The organism is Rahnella sp. ChDrAdgB13, from assembly GCF_017655185.1.
GTDB classification, from domain to species: Bacteria; Pseudomonadota; Gammaproteobacteria; order Enterobacterales; family Enterobacteriaceae; genus Rahnella; species Rahnella contaminans.
Window position 1 is genome coordinate 17526 of record NZ_JAEMGT010000066.1, and the last position, 18002, is coordinate 35527.

General features: G+C 54.1%; 18 protein-coding genes. 9 read left to right on the forward strand and 9 right to left on the reverse strand.

All coding sequences use genetic code 11. The annotated features are described in order from the left end of the window. Window positions 1-45: 45 nt before the first annotated feature. Window positions 46-528 (reverse strand): thioesterase family protein, encoded by a 483-nt coding sequence (locus tag J8X26_RS17065; protein ID WP_152324780.1) that lies wholly within the window; start codon window positions 526-528, stop codon window positions 46-48. Between the two features lie 250 nt (window positions 529-778). Between J8X26_RS17065 and pldA the strand changes: the two genes are divergently transcribed. The 3 genes from pldA (at window position 779) to rhtC (ending at window position 4273) form a co-directional block, all read left to right on the forward strand. Further along, complete coding sequence (pldA, locus tag J8X26_RS17070) at window positions 779-1657, forward strand: phospholipase A (RefSeq protein WP_152324781.1); 879 nt, start codon at window positions 779-781, stop codon at window positions 1655-1657. A gap of 128 nt (window positions 1658-1785) precedes the next feature. Next, on the forward strand, window positions 1786-3618 hold the full coding sequence (gene recQ / locus J8X26_RS17075) for an ATP-dependent DNA helicase RecQ (RefSeq protein WP_208951474.1): 1833 nt from the start codon (window positions 1786-1788) through the stop codon (window positions 3616-3618). Between the two features lie 37 nt (window positions 3619-3655). Next, a complete protein-coding gene (rhtC, locus tag J8X26_RS17080; RefSeq protein ID WP_165061892.1) occupies window positions 3656-4273 on the forward strand; it encodes a threonine export protein RhtC in 618 nt (205 codons plus the stop codon). Window positions 4274-4337: 64 nt separating this feature from the next. On the opposite strand, the gene rhtB is transcribed toward rhtC, so the two are convergent. Next, window positions 4338-4958 (reverse strand): homoserine/homoserine lactone efflux protein, encoded by a 621-nt coding sequence (gene rhtB / locus J8X26_RS17085; protein WP_152324784.1) that lies wholly within the window; start codon window positions 4956-4958, stop codon window positions 4338-4340. Between the two features lie 121 nt (window positions 4959-5079). Between rhtB and pldB the strand changes: the two genes are divergently transcribed. Further along, a complete protein-coding gene (pldB, locus tag J8X26_RS17090; protein WP_208951475.1) occupies window positions 5080-6072 on the forward strand; it encodes a lysophospholipase L2 in 993 nt (330 codons plus the stop codon). 48 nt (window positions 6073-6120) lie between these two features. Then, a complete protein-coding gene (gene yigL / locus J8X26_RS17095) occupies window positions 6121-6930 on the forward strand; it encodes a sugar/pyridoxal phosphate phosphatase YigL (protein ID WP_152324786.1) in 810 nt (269 codons plus the stop codon). Between the two features lie 76 nt (window positions 6931-7006). Here the strand turns inward: yigL and glpT are convergent, their stop codons facing one another. From glpT to J8X26_RS17110, 3 genes are all read right to left on the reverse strand, one after another. Beyond that, entirely contained in the window at window positions 7007-8359 is a 1353-nt protein-coding gene (glpT, locus tag J8X26_RS17100) for a glycerol-3-phosphate transporter (protein WP_208951476.1), read from the reverse strand. 238 nt (window positions 8360-8597) lie between these two features. Further along, window positions 8598-9164 (reverse strand): DcrB family lipoprotein, encoded by a 567-nt coding sequence (locus J8X26_RS17105; RefSeq protein WP_165061883.1) that lies wholly within the window; start codon window positions 9162-9164, stop codon window positions 8598-8600. Between the two features lie 124 nt (window positions 9165-9288). Further along, window positions 9289-9960, reverse strand: coding sequence for a 7-cyano-7-deazaguanine/7-aminomethyl-7-deazaguanine transporter (locus J8X26_RS17110; protein WP_152324789.1), 672 nt, complete (start codon window positions 9958-9960; stop codon window positions 9289-9291). Window positions 9961-10181: 221 nt separating this feature from the next. Here J8X26_RS17110 and tusA point away from each other — a divergent pair, with 221 nt between their 5' ends. Further along, entirely contained in the window at window positions 10182-10442 is a 261-nt protein-coding gene (gene tusA, locus J8X26_RS17115) for a sulfurtransferase TusA (protein WP_165061880.1), read from the forward strand. Between the two features lie 17 nt (window positions 10443-10459). Here the strand turns inward: tusA and J8X26_RS17120 are convergent, their stop codons facing one another. From J8X26_RS17120 to rsmD, 4 genes are all read right to left on the reverse strand, one after another. Beyond that, window positions 10460-12817 carry a zinc/cadmium/mercury/lead-transporting ATPase gene (locus J8X26_RS17120; protein ID WP_208951477.1) on the reverse strand — a complete coding sequence of 786 codons (2358 nt, stop codon included), beginning with the start codon at window positions 12815-12817 and terminating at the stop codon, window positions 10460-10462. Between the two features lie 114 nt (window positions 12818-12931). Then, the gene (locus tag J8X26_RS17125) at window positions 12932-13558 is read right to left on the reverse strand and encodes a lysoplasmalogenase (protein WP_165061874.1); all 627 of its coding nucleotides are present in this window, start codon (window positions 13556-13558) and stop codon (window positions 12932-12934) included. A gap of 221 nt (window positions 13559-13779) precedes the next feature. Next, window positions 13780-14058 carry a DUF1145 family protein gene (locus tag J8X26_RS17130; protein WP_152324792.1) on the reverse strand — a complete coding sequence of 93 codons (279 nt, stop codon included), beginning with the start codon at window positions 14056-14058 and terminating at the stop codon, window positions 13780-13782. A gap of 1 nt (window position 14059) precedes the next feature. Beyond that, window positions 14060-14671, reverse strand: a complete 612-nt coding sequence (gene rsmD, locus J8X26_RS17135) for a 16S rRNA (guanine(966)-N(2))-methyltransferase (protein ID WP_165061869.1) — start codon at window positions 14669-14671, stop codon at window positions 14060-14062. 226 nt (window positions 14672-14897) lie between these two features. Between rsmD and ftsY the strand changes: the two genes are divergently transcribed. Genes ftsY through ftsX form a run of 3 tightly spaced genes read left to right on the forward strand, consistent with a single transcriptional unit; the run spans window position 14898 to window position 17988 of the window. Continuing rightward, window positions 14898-16337 carry a signal recognition particle-docking protein FtsY gene (ftsY, locus tag J8X26_RS17140; RefSeq protein ID WP_208951478.1) on the forward strand — a complete coding sequence of 480 codons (1440 nt, stop codon included), beginning with the start codon at window positions 14898-14900 and terminating at the stop codon, window positions 16335-16337. A 5-nt stretch (window positions 16338-16342) separates the two neighbouring features. Then, window positions 16343-17008 (forward strand): cell division ATP-binding protein FtsE, encoded by a 666-nt coding sequence (gene ftsE / locus J8X26_RS17145; protein ID WP_152324795.1) that lies wholly within the window; start codon window positions 16343-16345, stop codon window positions 17006-17008. Continuing rightward, a complete protein-coding gene (ftsX, locus tag J8X26_RS17150; RefSeq protein ID WP_112290540.1) occupies window positions 17008-17988 on the forward strand; it encodes a permease-like cell division protein FtsX in 981 nt (326 codons plus the stop codon). The genes ftsE and ftsX overlap by 1 nt, the downstream gene beginning before the upstream one ends. The last annotated feature ends 14 nt before the right edge of the window (window positions 17989-18002 follow it).

An 18002-nucleotide genomic window follows, 5' to 3' on the forward strand; every position in this document is an offset into this window, starting at 1 on the left:
AGGTACCTGAAAAAGAGTAGGTAAAGAAGCGGAGTTTACCCGATTTCAGCCGACCATATAGGTCGCCGTGGTCGTGGCAATGTGTACGCCGGTATCGTTGTGCAGATCAACACGCGCCACGGACACTTTATTCCCGGCGCGGACCAGACTCGCGGACGCAATAAAGTAGTCGCCACGGCCCGGACGCAGATAATCCACACGTAAATCGATGGTGCCCATTTTCGACAGCCGCTGACGCATTTCCGCTTCCAGCAGAGGATGGTCGGGTTTATCGCGGCGGATAAGCGAACTGGTTACGCAGACCAGACCGGCGGCGACATCCAGCACCGCGGCAATTACGCCGCCATGCAGAATTTTTTGTGCCGCATTGCCCACCAGTTTAGTCTGATTGGAAAATTTCAGCTCAGCGTAATCAACATCAAGGCGTTTAAGTTCAAGCCCAAGTTCGCGGTTAAACGGCATGTCATAAACGAAAATATTGCCGATCAGTTGCAGGGCAGCCTCGTGGCTGAGGGATGAAGCAGACATGGAGTGATTCCTGACGAAAATGTAAGACGCGTATGTTCGCCGAAAAAGTTAACGGGATGTTGATTTTAGGTGCGGAAAAAAGGGAATTCCAGAGTGCGACCGATAAATGTATTCAGTGGTCATGTAGAAATGTATTTGTGTGTAAAATGTCCCGCTTTGGATTTCCGGACTTAAGTCTGCAGGAAAACGGCCAGGTAGCGGGCCAATAAACAATAACTCATTTTAAAATTTTAGGGCGAGGGTAAGGAAAATGCGTAAAATTTGGGCTGTCGGTGCCGCCATTCTGGCGTTGCCAGCGTTGAGCTATGCGGCTGAAGCCACCATTCAGGAAGTGCATGATAAACCGGCTGTTCGTGGCAGCATTATCGCCAGTATGTTGCAGGATCACGACAACCCGTTCACGCTTTATCCTTATGAATCAAACTATTTGCTGTATACCGATACCAGCAATATTAACAAAAAAGCCATTCAGTCTTATGACTGGGCGGACAATGCCAAGCACGATGAAGTTGAGTTCCAGCTGAGTCTGGCATTCCCGCTGTGGCGTGGTATCGCCGGGGATAACTCGGTGCTCGGCGCGTCTTATACGCAGAAATCGTTCTGGCAGCTTTCCAACCGTGGTGAATCTTCACCGTTCCGCGAAACTAACTATGAGCCGCAACTGTTCCTGGCCTGGGCGACGGATTACGACTTCCTGGGATGGACGTTACGCGAAGCCGAATACGGCGTGAATCACGATTCCAACGGACGTTCTGACCCGACTTCGCGCAGCTGGAACCGCGTCTATGCGCGCTTTATGGCGCAGCACGGCAACTGGCAAGTCGATGTCAAACCCTGGTATCGCCTGCCGGAAAGTGACAAAAATGACGATAATCCGGACATCACCAAATACATGGGATATTACCGTCTGAAAGTCGGGTATGCCCTCGGTGACAGCGTGTTCAGCGTGGAAAGCCGTTACAACTGGAACACCGGCTACGGCGGCGCGACAACGGGCTGGAGCTATCCGATCAGCAAACACGTTCGCTTCTACACGCAGGTGTTCAGCGGTTACGGCGAATCGTTGATCGACTACAACCACAAGCAAACTCGCGTCGGTGTCGGTATCATGCTTAACGACATGATGTAATATCCGTCATACTCAGGTTGCATGCCCTTTGGCTGCAACCTGAATTATTTAGGGTATATTATGTCGGTGCAGTACAGCCCCGGCGGCTTTAGGGTTAAGCCGGGTGGTTTGAACAGTTGGGGAATTGAGTGTCTACGGCGGCAGTGATAAACAAAGAAGAGCTGGCTCATCAGGTATTACGCGATACCTTCGGCTATCAGCAATTCAGACCAGGCCAGCAAACTATCATCAACACCGCCATTTCTGGCCGTGATTGTCTGGTAGTGATGCCCACAGGCGGCGGTAAATCGCTGTGCTATCAAATCCCCGCACTGGTGATGGACGGCCTGACGCTGGTCGTTTCGCCGCTCATTTCCCTGATGAAAGATCAGGTCGATCAACTGATGGCGGCAGGTGTTGAAGCCGGTTGCCTGAACTCGACGCAAACCCGTGAGCAACAGCTGGAAGTGATGGCCGGTTGCCGCGCGGGGCGCATCAAAATGCTGTATATCGCGCCGGAACGTCTGATGATGGGCGATTTCCTCGAACAGCTGCAACAGTGGAATCCGGCGATGCTCGCCGTCGATGAAGCCCACTGTATTTCTCAATGGGGCCACGATTTCCGTCCGGAATATCGCGCGCTCGGCCAGCTGAAACTGCGTTACCCGCAATTACCGGTGATCGCGCTGACCGCGACCGCCGATGAAGCCACCCGTAACGACATTGTTCGTCTGCTTGAGCTGAACGATCCGCTGATTCAGGTCAGCAGTTTTGACCGTCCGAATATCCGTTACACGCTGGTAGAAAAATTTAAACCGCTCGATCAGCTGATCCGCTTTGTGCAGGATCAGCGCGGCAAAAGCGGCATTATTTACTGTAACAGCCGTGCCAAAGTTGAAGACACCGCAGCACGCCTGCAAAGCCGCGGGCTGAGCGTCGGCGCGTATCACGCCGGTCTGGACAACGAAACCCGCGCCCGCGTGCAGGAAGGGTTTCAGCGCGACGACCTGCAAATAGTGGTCGCCACCGTCGCCTTTGGCATGGGCATCAACAAGCCGAACGTCCGTTTTGTGGTGCACTTCGATATTCCGCGCACCATAGAATCTTATTATCAGGAAACTGGCCGTGCCGGACGTGATGGTCTGCCCGCCGAAGCGGTGCTGTTGTACGATCCGGCTGATATGGCGTGGCTGCGCCGCTGTCTGGAAGAAAAACCGGCCGGTGCGCAACAGGATGTGGAACGCCACAAACTGAATGCGATGAACGCATTTGCCGAGGCACAGACCTGCCGCCGTCTGGTGCTGCTTAACTATTTTGGTGAAGGCAAACAAAATGCCTGCGGCAACTGCGACGTGTGCCTGGATCCGCCAAAACGCTACGATGGCCTGCTGGACGCGCAGAAAGCGCTGTCGGTAGTGGCGCGCGTCGGGCAACGCTTTGGTCTGGGTTACGTGGTCGAAGTGCTGCGCGGCTCGAACAACCAGCGTATCCGCGAATACGGCCACGAAAAACTGACCGTCTACGGCATCGGTAAAGAGCACAGCAATGAGCACTGGACCAGCGTGGTACGCCAGCTCATCCATCTCGGGCTGATTACTCAGAACATCGCCATGCATTCGGCGCTACAACTGACCGAATCTGCCCGTCCGGTATTGCGCGGCGAAATTCCGTTGCAACTGGCGGTGCCGCGTATTCAGACGCTGAAAATTAAAAGCACATCACGCCAGAAAACCTATGGCGGAAATTACGATCACAAGCTGTTTGCCAAATTGCGTAAACTGCGTAAATCGCTGGCGGATGAAAATAATGTGCCGCCATACGTGGTGTTTAACGACACAACGCTGCTGGAAATGGCCGAACATCTGCCTGTCAGTCCAGGTGATTTGCTGGATATCACCGGCGTCGGTCAGCGTAAGCTGGAGAAATTTGGTCGGCCATTTATGAATATGATCCGTGACCATATCGATAACGGTGACGAATAAGAATTCTGTTTCCTACACATAACACTGAGAGTTGATCATGCTGATGTTATTCCTGACGGTTGCGATGGTTCATCTGATCGCGCTAATGAGTCCGGGACCGGACTTCTTCTTTGTTTCACAAACTGCCGCCAGCCGGTCACGTAAAGAAGCCATGATGGGCGTGATTGGCATTACGCTGGGCGTGCTGGTCTGGGCGGCGGTTGCGCTGATGGGTTTACACTTAATTCTGCAAAAAATGGCCTGGCTGCATCAGATCATCACCGTCGGTGGTGGCCTGTATCTGTGCTGGATGGGCTGGCAGTTGCTGAAATCCGCACGGGCTAAAAAGCAGAATGGCGATGAAACGCCGGTGGTTCTGCCCGCGCGTGGCCGTACGTTTATGCGCGGCCTGCTGACCAACCTCTCGAACCCGAAAGCCGTGATTTACTTCGGCAGCGTGTTTTCCATGTTCGTCGGTGACAGCGTCAGCGGCGGCGAGCGGCTGGGTATCTTCCTGCTGATCGTGGTGGAAACGCTGGCGTGGTTCTCTTTAGTGGCGATGGTGTTTGCGCTGCCGAAAATGCGTCGCGGGTATCAGCGTTTAGCGAAATGGATCGATGGCGTGGCAGGTGTGGTTTTCGCTGGCTTCGGTATTGCGCTGATCGTAAATCGCTGATTAAAACGTTCTGCATAAAAAAGGGTCCGGTGATTTGCCGGACCCTTTTTTGCATTTCAGCGAATTACACTTTTCGCGCACTCGCCAGCAATACGCCCACCAGCATAAACAGCGAGCCAAAGATGCGGTTCAGCAACTGCATTTGTTTTGGCGCTTTTACCCAGTTAGCGATTCGGGTCGCCAGCGTCGCGTAACCGATCATCACAATGATATCGACGACCACGGTGGTGACGCCCAATACCACGTATTGTGCAGCCTGCGGCTGGTGCGGAATGATAAACTGCGGGAATAATGCGGCCAGGAACACAATGCTTTTTGGATTGGTCAGATTCACCAGAATGGCGCGTTTGAACAAACGGCGGCGCGGCATACTGCTGGCGAGTGCGTTCAGGTCAATCGCACCGGCAGAACGCCACTGGCAAATACCCAGCCAGATCAGGTACGCCGCGCCCAGCCATTTGAGAATTTCAAAGGCCATCAGCGAGGATGAAATCAGCGCCCCGAGTCCGATACCGACCAGCACGATGTGAATGGCCAGACCGAGTTGTAATCCGGCAATCGAGGCTACGGCACCACGATAGCCGTGGCTGATGCCCGTGCTCATGGTATTAATCGCACCGGAACCGGGTGATAAACTTAAAATAGAAGTGGTGAGCAGGTAGGTTAACCACCAGTCCAGTGTCATTGCGGGACTCCCTGAGTACGTTTTAGGTTGTTTTATGGCACAATACGCCATTGTCTATAATTGCGCTATAGCTCACAAATAACACTTTCCTCCTGCCTGTCTGACGACGTTGGATCATTGAATGCCTGTGAATTATGCGAAGTGGTTAACACGCGAGAAGGAGTTTGCAGCCTTTGCGACCGGGCCTTTGCTGGATTTCTGGCGAACGCGCGAAGAGGGTGAGTTTAGCGGCGTTGATGATGTGCCGATCCGCTACGTCCGCTTTTGTTCGCCTGAGCACGATAAAGTCATCGTGGTGTCACCGGGGCGTATCGAAAGCTACGTAAAATATCCTGAAGTAGCCTACGATTTATTCCATTGCGGCTACGATGTCATGATTGTCGATCACCGCGGTCAGGGGCGTTCCGGACGGATGCTTGACGATCCGCATTGCGGTCACGTGAAACACTTTGATGATTATGTCGAAGATTTTGACCGCTTTTATCAGCTGGAGATTGCGACGCGTCAGTATGCGAAAAAGTTCGCGCTGGCACACTCCATGGGTGGTGCGATTCTGGCGCTGTATCTGGCGAAAAATCCGCAGAATTTCGATGCCGCGGCGTTACTCGCGCCGATGACCGGTATCTATCTTCCGATGCCCGGCTGGGTTTCGCGCCGTATTCTTAACTGGGCGGAAAATCGTCCGGTTCGCCGTGACGGCTATGCGCTGGGTACCGGACACTGGCGGCCGCTGCCGTTTGTGGTCAACCAGCTGACGCACAGCCGCGCACGTTATCGCCGCAATCTGCGCTTTTATGCTGATTATCCGGAGTTGCAGGTCGGCGGACCGACCTATCACTGGGTGCGTGAAGGCATTGAGGCGGGGATGCATATCCTGAAAGAAGCCGAAAAAATCACCACGCCGGTTCTGTTATTGCAGGCGAGCGAAGACCGCGTAGTGGATAACCGGTCCCATCTTGCTTTTTGTCAGGCCATGGCCGTTGCGGGACATCCTTGTGAAGGGGAAAAACCGCTGGTCATTGAAGGCGCGCGCCATGAGATCCTGTTTGAACGGGACGACCTGAGGGCACAGGCGCTGGACGCTATCATGCGCTTTTTTGCGCGACAGCTTTAATCCGCGGTTCGCCGCGCACAACTCCATCAGAGGTTAGAACCTAACGCTATGTACCATGTTGTTGCTTCCGATTTAGATGGCACGCTGCTATCACCTGATCATACCCTGAGCCCGTTCGCCAAAGAGACGCTGAAACTGCTGACTCAGCGCGACGTGCATTTCGTGTTCGCCACCGGGCGTCACCATATCGACGTGGCGCAGATGCGCGATAATCTGGAAATCAGTGCGTACATGATCACCTCCAACGGTGCGCGTGTGCATAACACTGACGGCGATCTGATTTTCTCGCACAATCTGGATGAAGACATTGCCAGAGATCTGTTCGGCATCATGCATAACAACCCGGATATTCTGACCAACGTTTATCGCAACGATGACTGGTACATGAACCGGGACCGCGCCGATCAGGATGATTTCTTCCGTGAATCGGTTTTCAAATACAAACTGTATGAACCGGGTTTGCTGGAAACCGACGGCATCTGCAAAGTGTATTTCACCTGTGAAGATCACGAAAAACTGTTGCCGCTGGAAGAAGCCATCAACGCGCGCTGGGGCGACCGTGTCAACGTCAGCTTCTCATTGCCGGTATGTCTGGAAGTGATGGCGGGTGGCGTATCGAAAGGCCACGCGCTGGAATATGTTTCTAAGCTGATGGGCTATTCGCTGAAAGATTGCATCGCCTTTGGTGACGGTCTGAATGACCTCGAAATGCTGTCGATGGCCGGTAAAGGGTGCCTGATGAGTGGTTCATTGCCGCGTCTGAAAGCTGCCCTGCCGGATGCGGAAATTATCGGCTCCAACGCCGACGACGCCGTGCCGCATTACCTGCGCAAGATGTATCTTGCACAAGAAAGCTGATCTGCTGTAAATCCAGTGTCATAAAAACGAAAGCAGGGCGTTTGCCCTGCTTTGCTAATCTTATTACCCTGTTAAATCAGACGCGTCCGGCCAGCTGTGCTTTGTGTTTATTTTCACTCAGCATGGTCAGCAATAGCAGCACAACGGCCAGCACGCAACCGGCTATCATCACGATAAAACCGCCGTCCCAGCCAAAGTAGTCCACGGTATAACCGACAATCGCACTTGCGGCGACTGAACCGCCGAGATAACCAAACAGACCGGTAAAGCCTGCCGCCGTCCCCGCCGCTTTCTTCGGTGCCAGTTCCAGCGCATGTAAACCAATCAGCATGACCGGGCCATAAATCAGGAAGCCGATGGTGATCATACAAGCCATATCGATACCCGGATTACCGACCGGATTGAGCCAGTAAATCACGGTGGCGATTGTCACCAGCACCATAAAGAACACGCCGGTTGCGCCACGATTCCCTTTGAAGACTTTATCCGACATCCAGCCGCACAGCAGCGTGCCCGGTATACCGGCATATTCATACAGGAAATACGCCCACGAGGATTTATCCAGCGCAAAATGCTTCACTTCTTTCAGGTAAGTCGGTGACCAGTCCAGAATGCCGTAACGCAGCAGATAGACAAACACGTTAGCCAGGGCGATGTACCACAGCAATTTGTTCGGCAAGATGTACTGCATGAAAATCTGTTTCGCCGTCAGTTCCTGCTCGGAAGACTCTTTTACATAGTCCGGCGGATAATCGTTTTTGTATTCTTCAATCGGCGGCAGACCACAAGATTGTGGCGTATCGCGCATGGTCATGAAGGCGAATACCGCCAGCAGAATAGCGCCGAAAGCAGGCATATAAAGCGCCGCGTGCCAGTCGTTAAACCACGCCATACCAAGCAGGAACAGCAGCGGGGGAATACCACCGCCGACGTTATGCGCACAGTTCCATACAGACACCACACCGCCGCGTTCTTTCTGCGACCACCAGTGGACCATGGTGCGACCGCACGGCGGCCAGCCCATTCCCTGAAACCATCCGCACAGGAACAGCAGTACAAACATAATGGCGATGCTCGACGTTGCCCATGGCACGAAGCCCATAAACAACATCACCGCCGCGGCCAGAATCAGACCAGCAGGCAGGAAAACGCGCGGATTCGAGCGGTCAGAGACAGACCCCATAATAAATTTTGAGATGCCGTAGGCAATAGAAATCCCGGACAGCGCAAAGCCTAAATCACCCCGGGAAAAGCCCTGATCAATCAGATAAGGCATGGCCAGGGCGAAGTTTTTGCGCACCAGATAGTAGGCCGCATAACCGAAGAAAATCCCCATGAAGATTTGCCAGCGGAGACGGCGGTAAAGCGGATCGACGTGAGCCTCATCAACAGGAGCTTTGTGGGGCGCGGGTTTAAAGATACTGAGCATAAATGCCTCCGATGGCATAAATCAGGTCGGACTCATCGTGAGTCACGAACGAAATGGCGGAGCCAGTGTGTTCCAAAACGAACATCATTTTAGCTATTCGCGCACAAACGAACTGTGATTTATGACGGAATTGTTACATTTATATTACAGCGGAGGCGGATTTTGTGAGAACGAGTAACAGCATAAGACAAAAAAGGCGGAGCCTGAGCTCCGCCTGATATTTTCACAACATCTGAATTTACTGAATTTTCAACGTATTAATAATCGCTTCGGCATCGGTCTGTGCCTGTTGCTGATTATCTGCTGGTAGCGTGATTTGCATGGTCAGCAAATGGCTGTCGACTTTGCCCAGCACGATAGAGGAATACGCTTTCTGACCGGCAGAGGTGATGACGCTGTCGTACTGCTGCAACGTCTGGCCGTTCACCTGAATGGATTTATTGGTGACGACTTGCAGATTAGTATCACGCGCTTTTTGCTGATCCTGTAAACGACCCGCCAGAACGTCCAGTGACTCGGTGGTGTTATCACCCAGGATCACAATCACCGCTTTCTGACCGGTGCTGTCTGCGTAGACGTGCATATTGTTTGCCTGAGTGCCCAGCTTACCGCTCTGGTCGCTCATTCCCTGCGGCAGGGAGAAAGTGACTTTACCTTCCAGCAGGCTGACCGGCGTGGTCGCTGCCGTCGCTGCGGCCGCTGGCGCACCTTTATCTGCGGCAGGTGCATCGGTGGTTTTACCGTCACACGCAGCCAGACCGGCGATCAGTACTGCCATTCCCATCATTTTCGCGATATTACGCATCGGGCTTCCTTAAGTGGCCTGTCTATCAGGCTTACATGTTGACTTAACAGTCGTTATGGCAACCTATTCAGGCCACAAATGCAAGTCAGATTATGGCGCGATTTGTGTTTTACCAGAGCCCTGTTCAGTGTGCGCGGATAGCCGAATGCGGGTTATGTCCCTGTGCGGATAAACGCTTAAGCAGCATATTCAGCAGCATGCCGTACATCGGCAGGAAGAACACCAGGCAGATCAGCACTTTGAAGCTGTAATCCACCAGCGCGATTTCTACCCAGTGCGCCGCCATAAAGGCATCGGTACTTTTGTAGAACGCGATGAAGAAGAAGGACAACGTATCACTGATATTGCCGAGGAACATCGAGGCGACCGGCGCAATCCACCAGCGGCGGTTCTGGCGCAGGCGGTTAAACACGTGAACGTCGAGGATTTGTCCCAGCACGTAAGCCATAAAGCTGGCGGTCGCGATGCGGGCTACCATGATGTTCAGGCTACTGAGCGCTTCAACGCCCTGCCACTGTGCTTCAAAGAACAGCGCGGAAATCACGTAAGAGATTGCCAGTGCCGGGATCATGACGGAAAGGATAATCCGTCGTGCCAGCGGTGCGCCAAAGATTCGCACCGTGAGATCGGTAGCCAGGAAAATAAACGGAAAAGTGAACGCGCCCCAGGTGGTATGGAAACCAAAAATGGAGACAGGCAGCTGAACCAGATAGTTGCTGGACGTAATGATGGCAATGTGGAATAGAGAAAGCCATATCAGCGCGGAAAACCGCTGCTGAGCAGTAAAAGAGTACATAGATGTGACCTTTTTTTATAAAGAAATTGGGGTGAGGGAACCCAAACGTATTTTTACTTATGCACTGAGTCATCACGTGCGGCGCGCATATTACCTGTTTGCGCACCGTTTGCGCAACAGCTTCAATGGTTAATTTTAGCGCAATGCGCCTTGTTTGTTGCACCAGAAAACCAGCGGGTTAAACTGTCGCGCATTCACGTATGAAGATGTTGAGACACGAAATGAACGACCCCTTTATCAATCCCGACCATCAGCTTGATGCGCTGGGACTGCGTTGCCCGGAACCTGTAATGATGGTTCGCAAAACGGTGCGCACCATGAAAGACGGCGAAACGCTGCTTATCATCGCCGATGATCCGGCAACGACCCGCGATATTCCCGGTTTCTGCCGTTTTATGGAACACCGGCTTTTAGCGTCTGATACTGAAAACCTGCCGTACCGCTATTTGCTGTGCAAAGGTCTGGTGGAAAAACAGGGCTGATTGCTCAGCCCTGACGGTCAGTGTGATTTCTTGCGCAACAGCCGCAGGGCATTGGCGGTGACTAGCGCCGTGGCGCCGGAATCGGCCAGCACCGCCAGCCATAAACCGGTCAGCCCCATAATGGTGGTCACCAGAAATATCGCCTTCAGCCCCAGCGCAATCGTAATGTTCTGACGGATATTCGCCCGCGTTGCGCGTGACAAACTGATCATCTGCGCCAGCCCGCTCAGGCGGTTGTGCGTCAGCGCCGCGTCGGCGGTTTCCAGCGCAACGTCAGTGCCACTTCCCATCGCAATCCCTATCCTAGCGGCTTTCATGGCCGGCGCATCGTTAATGCCGTCGCCGACCATCGCCACCGGTTTAACTGCATTCAGCGCGGTGACCGCCGAGACTTTATCCGCTGGCAGCAGGCCTGCACGGAAATCAATGCCCAGCCGGTCGGCAATGTTTTTCGCTGCACGCGGATTGTCGCCGGTGAGCATTACCGCCGACACGCCGAGGGCTTTGAGCTTCTGCAAGGCTTCTGCGGCGTCATCACGCAGGCGGTCCTGCATTGCAATCAGGCCGATGGCGTTATCTTCCTGCAAAACAACCACCACGGTGTTCCCGGTGGATTCCCAGTCAGTAATTTGCGCAAGGGTTTCTGTTGTTAGCGTATTTTCTGCCACACTTTTTGGAGTCAGCACCTGAACTTTACGGCCAGAAACAATGCCCTCCACGCCTGTACCGGCCAGCGCACGGCGATCCTGCGCCGTAAGCGGTAAAGGATTACTGATTTTTGCACGGGCTAAAATCGCCTGCGCCAGCGGGTGATGCGAACCTTCTTCGACCGCCGAGGCCAGACTTAACACTTCGCCTTCACTGATACCGTTCAGGGTTACAACGTGGGTGACTTCTGGTTTCCCTTCGGTCAGCGTACCGGTTTTATCCAGCGCGACGGTCTGAATGAGTGCCAGCTGTTCCAGCGCTGCACCGCCTTTGATTAATGCGCCCTGGCGGGTCGCTGCGGCCAGCCCGGAGGTGATCGCCGCCGGCGTCGAAATCACCAGCGCACAAGGGCAGCCAATCAGCAGCAACGTCAGCCCGCGGTAAATCCAGGTTTCCCATGAAAGTCCCATCGCCAGCGGGGGAACGATAATCACCAGCAGCGCCATCAGCATAATGACCGGCGTGTAATAGCGGCTGAAAGTATCGAGGAAACGCTCGATAGGCGCACGGCGTTCGTCAGCTTCTTCAATCAGTTGCAGGATGCGGTCGATGGCGCTGTTGCCGGGCGCGGAAGCCACTTCAAGGCGCGCCAGACGGTCAACGCACAGGCTTCCCGCCGGGACTTTTTCGCCGGGCTGATGTTCAACAGGCACTGATTCGCCGGTTAATGCGCTTTCATCGAAACTGGCGTGGTCTTGTAAAATGGCGTCTGCGGGCAGGCGCGCGCCCGCCGCGATCTCAATGATATCGCCGGGGCGCAGGCTGCTGACCGGCACCGTTTCTGTTTTGTCATTTACCACGCGTACGGCGGTATCCGGGATCAGCGCCATCAGGGATTTCACGCCACTTCGTGCGCGGCTCGAGGCGAAGGATTCCAGACGCTCGCCCACCATAAACAGCAGCAACACCATCGCGGCTTCGGCGGTTGCACCAATGAACAGCGCACCGAGCGCCGCAATACTCATCAGCGTTTCGATGGCAAAAGGCGAACCGGAGCGCGTCTGGCAGATGGCCTGAAGGAGCACCGGCCACAATCCCACCAGTGTGGTGGCGATAAACGCAATTTTACCCATTTGCGGGTTGAAATGATCGAGCGCCCAGCTCAGCAGCATCAGCACCGACAGGACGATCAGCGGCAGCATTTCTTTCAGACGTGACTCTTCCGCTTCCGGGATATTTTGTTTGTTATCGAGAGATTGCAGGGTGAATCCTGCGGCGGTAACGGCATTTTGCACGTTTTTTGTGATATCAAAACCGGCATCAATGACCAGTTTTTCAGTAGCAAAAAGCACTCTGGCGCGGTTTACGCCATCAAGGCCTGCAACAGAATTTTCGATTTTGCGGGCGCACGCCGGGCAATCCATTCCTTCCACCTTCCAGCTGTATTGATAGCTGGCGGAAAGCGGCGCGCTGGGGTCATCTTCGCCCGGCGAGCCTTCTGCGCTGCCATCGTCGGAAGTGTGTGAGTGCTCACCTGTTTTCGGAGTGCAGCAGCTGTCGGACGCCGTAGCGCAAGCTGATGCCGCCAGCGGAGCTTTGTCACTGCAACAGCCCGCAGGGTGTGTGCCGGACTGCGCGGGCATGCTGATTTTGTTGATATGCAGTGCAGGCGCGCGTTTGCCCTGACATCCGCAGTTACAGCTGTTGTTATTTTTCATTGGGATCATAAAGCCTCCGGTTCGAAACCGAGTGGAATTACTCCCAGTGTAAACCCTGGAGTCAGCTCTAAGGTCAATAACAATTTCGAGATAGCGGAACCAGAACGGTTCCGCCGCAGGAATTTACAGGTAAAGCGACCGGACAATCAGGAAGTGACCGCCGAAATAACACGCGGCAACCAGTGCGTCGGAGGCGCGGAAAGTGAAGCGATAACGGCTGGTGAGCCAGAAAATATTCCCCAGCAACAGCAGCGCAGCGCCGCAAAACAGCGAGAACGCCATGTCGGTGCTGCGCGCGAAATACTGTTCACCCGCCAGCCAGACCATCAGCAGCGTCATCGCGATGTAAGTGGTCACTGCCCAGCGAAGTTCCGCCAGGCGCGTCCAGATCACCGCCAGTAATACCGCGCCGATAATCAGCAGCGTCAGCGGTAAAGGCCAGAAGAACGTAATCGTCATCTGGCTGGCAAAACTGAGCGTATACAGCAGATGCGAAAGGAAGAACGCGCCGATGGCGTACATAAACCGCTCTTCCGGCAGCAACAGCAGACCGTCGGCAACCAGCGTCGCGGCCAGACCCAGCAGGATCAGATAGCTGTAAACATTGAGCGTCGGTGCCTGCCAGGCAAGTAAAAGCAGCAATAATAAGGTGACGGGTTTGAATACCCAGCGTTGCCAGCGCGGGCCGCGATAGCTGGCGTCAACGAACAACCAGCCTGAGAAAAATACTGCGAGGAATGGCCAACTCATTGTTTATCCTTTTATATCTAAAAAACAGAAGATAAAACCAACGCAAGGATCTGCCTTCAGGAAAACACATCCTGGTTTCCCGTACTTATTCTCAGTGTAGGAGAGGCGCGGTGCCGCAGACAATCAGAAATAACCTTATCAGGCCGTCTGTTCAGGCAGAGTTGAAGAATAGCAGCCGCAGAGGGGCTTTTTACGGCGCACTACGCGCCGTAAAGCGGGGATTACTTCTTGGTGGGCAACGGAGGCTGTTTTTTCTGCCAGGCCAGCAATTCAAACACGCCGAACAGGAAAATACGGGTTTGCAGCCAGCCACCAATGGTGTCCTTTTCCTTGCCCTGCGTGGCTTTGAGCAACATCACCTGCAAGCCGTGCATGAAAAACATGAACACAATCGCCACATCTAAAAAATACTTGATCGGTTTCGGGAAAGGGTGAATCAGGTTAAACGCCAGAAACGCCCAAATACACAACATCAACAACCGACCAATATTGATCAACATCTTACAGCTCCTGTTCTGGTGAGCCGGTTTCAGGCGTCACATCGCGATGGTAAAGGCGATAAGCAACTTGTCCGGCGACTTTCTCACGATGTAAACGCCAGCTGGCAGGCACATCCAGAGTGTCGTGTTCGGCTTCTGTTTCGACATAAATCCAGGCTTCGTCTGCCAGCCAGTTATTTTGCTCCAGCAGATTCAGCGTGTCTTGCAGAATACCTTTACGGAAAGGCGGATCGAGGAAAACCACATCAAAGGCATTCCCGGCTTTTGCCAGCCAGTTCAATGTATTGACGTTAAGGACTTGCGCATCTTTGGCGTTTAGCAGCGCCAGGTTTTTCTCTAACTGTTGCGCAACCGGGCGCTCAAACTCCAGCAGGGTGGCGCTGGCGGCGTAGCGCGATAACGCTTCCAGACCGAGTGCGCCGCTGCCTGCAAAACAGTCCAGACAATGTGCGCCCTGCAAAACCGGCGCGAGCCAGTTAAACAGCGTTTCGCGCACGCGATCGGTGGTCGGGCGCAGTCCCGGACTGTGTGGAACCGGAAGTTTGCGTCCGCGCCAGAGACCGCCAATAATTCGGATCTGGCCTGCGGCTGGAGTGTTGGGTTTCTTTGCCATAGTTCGCTTGTGTAATCCAAAGCCGTCGGGCTTCGTTGCATATCGTTTGGAGGGCTATTCTACCGGTGTGCGGGCATTGGGCAAATGTTTAACATTGTCGATTGAAAAACCACCGGAATTCACTACGCGGGCGTGTTGCCGGAAGGGGAAAGTGATAGACTGCCCGACCATAACCCGATTAATAATCCGTTCGCCAATCATTAGCGGCGAGGAGTGAAGTTGTAAAATGGCAAAAGATAAAAAACGCGGTTTCTTCTCCTGGTTTGGCCGTGGCCGTCAGGAAGAAGAGCAGCAGAAGGAAGAAATCCGCGAAGAACCGCCGGTTGCCGAAGCGCTACGGAGCGATACGCCTGCACAGGAAGCGCCTCTGGCCGCTGAAGAACCTCGCGAACAGGCGGCGGAACTGGCCGAAGAAATTGTTCACATCACCGAACAGGTCGCTGCGCAGCCCGTTGCTGAAACGCCTGTGGTTGCAGAAGTCGTCACCGAAGAACCGGTCATTGAAGAAACCGTCGCCGAAGAACCGGTGCTGGTTGAAGAACAGGTTGTTGAAGACGAATTCGTTGAGTCAGCCGCTGAGATTGCAGAAGACGCCCGCGAAGATTCTCTCGACGCCGTCGACGACAGCTTGGTGGTGGAAGATCACGTTGCTGAAGAAGAACCTGTTGAAGACGCGCCGCTGCCCGTTGCGCTCGATCCTATCGTTGTGCTGCCTGCCGGTGAAACTGAGCAGGAACGTCCGACCAAAGAAGGTTTTTTCGCCCGCCTGAAACGCAGTCTGGTCAAAACTAAGCAGAATCTCGGCTCCGGTTTTGTCGGGTTGTTCCGCGGTAAAAAAATCGACGACGATCTGTTTGAAGAGCTGGAAGAACAACTGCTGATCGCCGACGTTGGCGTCGAAACCACGCGTAAAATCATCACTTCGCTGACCGAGCACGCTTCGCGCAAGCAGCTGAAAGACGCCGATGCACTCTACGGCAAGCTGAAGGAAGAAATGTCCGAAATTCTGGCGAAAGTTGACGAGCCACTGGATGTCAGCGGAAAAACCCCGTATGTCATTCTGATGGTTGGCGTGAACGGCGTCGGTAAAACGACCACCATCGGTAAGATGGCGCGCCAGTTTGAAGCACAGGGCAAATCTGTGATGCTGGCAGCGGGTGATACCTTCCGTGCGGCGGCTGTTGAACAGTTGCAGGTCTGGGGCCAGCGCAACAAGATCCCGGTGATTGCCCAGCATACCGGTGCCGATTCCGCTTCCGTGATTTTCGATGCCATTCAGGCGGCGAAGGCCCGTAATATCGACGTACTGATCGCCGATACCGCCGGGCGTTTGCAGAACAAAGCGCACCTGATGGAAGAGCTGAAGAAAATAGTTCGTGTGATGAAAAAGCTCGACGAAGATGCGCCGCATGAAGTGATGCTGACGCTCGACGCCAGTACCGGCCAGAATGCCGTCAGTCAGGCAAAATTGTTTAACGAAGCGGTCGGGCTAACCGGCATTACGTTGACTAAACTGGACGGCACCGCAAAAGGCGGCGTGATATTCGCCATCGCCGATCAGTTCAGTATCCCGATACGTTATATCGGTGTCGGCGAAGGTATCGAAGATTTGAGGCCGTTTAAGGCAGACGATTTTATTGAGGCACTTTTTGCCCGAGAGGATTAATACGGATGATTCGCTTTGAACAGGTCAGTAAAGCTTATCTGGGCGGACGACAGGCGCTTCAGGGCGTCAATTTTCACATCCAGCAAGCGGAAATGGCATTTCTGACCGGACACTCTGGCGCGGGTAAAAGTACCCTGCTCAAGCTGATTTGCGGCATTGAGCGCCCGAGTGCCGGACACATTTTGTTTGGCGGCCATGACATCAGCCGTCTGAAATCCAGCGAAGTGCCGTTCCTGCGTCGTCAGATCGGCATGATCTTTCAGGATCACCATCTGCTGATGGATCGCACCGTGTATGACAACGTGGCAATGCCGCTGATCATTTCCGGCGCCAGCAGTGAAGATATCCGCCGTCGTGTTTCAGCGGCGCTGGATAAAGTCGGGTTGCTGGATAAAGCCAAAAACCTGCCGATTCAGTTATCCGGTGGTGAACAACAGCGCGTGGGCATTGCCCGCGCCGTCGTGAACAAGCCTGCGGTGCTGCTGGCGGATGAACCGACCGGTAACCTCGACGGCGAATTGTCGGAAGGCATTTTGCGTCTATTCGAAGAATTTAACCGCGTGGGCGTCACCGTTCTGATGGCGACGCATGATGTGGGTCTGATTGCCCGTCGAAATTATCGCACGCTGACGTTGAGTCAGGGGCGTATGTCGTCGGGAGGGGTGTACTAATGGCGAACAGTCCTAACCCGGCGAAAACCGCAAAAAGCGCACGCGCTGCGAAAAGTAAAGCATTGCAGGGTGGCTGGCGCGAACAGTGGCGCTATGCGTGGATGAACGCGCTGGCTGACATGCTGCGTCAGCCGCTGGCGACATTGCTCACGGTGATGGTCATCGCGATTTCCCTGACGCTGCCGAGTGTCTGTTATCTGGTATGGAAGAACGTCAGTACTGCGGCTGAACAGTGGTATCCGACGCCGCAGCTGACCGTTTATCTCGATAAAGCACTGGATGATGACGCCGCAGAAAACGTGGTGAAAACCCTCAAAACTGAAGCGGGCGTGGATAAAGTCAATTATCTCTCCCGTGAGGAAGCGATGGGTGAATTCCGCAACTGGTCAGGCTTTGGCGGCGCAATGGATATGCTCGAACAGAATCCGCTGCCTGCCGTGGCTATCATCACGCCAAAAATGAATTTCCAGGACTCCGCCACGCTGAACACCCTGCGCGATCGCGTTGCGGCGGTTCACGGTGTGGATGAAGTGCGTATGGATGACAGCTGGTTTGCCCGCCTTGCGGCGCTGACCGGTCTGGTGGGGCAAATTGCCGCGATGATTGGCGTGCTGATGGTGATTGCTGTCTTCCTGGTCATTGGTAACAGTGTGCGACTGAGTATCTTCAGCCGTCGCGATACCATCAACGTTATGAAGCTGATTGGTGCGACCGATGGCTTCATTTTAAGGCCGTTCCTGAACGGTGGCGCGATGCTCGGTTTTACCGGCGCGTTGTTGTCGCTGATCCTGTCGGAAGTGCTGGTACTGCGCCTTGAGAGCGTGGTGACGCAAGTCGCGCAAGTGTTCGGCACGACCTTTGATCTGCACGGTTTGGGCTGGGACGAAAGTCTGTTGCTGTTGATCGTGTCCGCAATGATTGGCTGGATTGCGGCGTGGCTGGCGACCGTTCAACATTTACGGCGATTTACACCACAGTAGCGAGAATTTGCTAT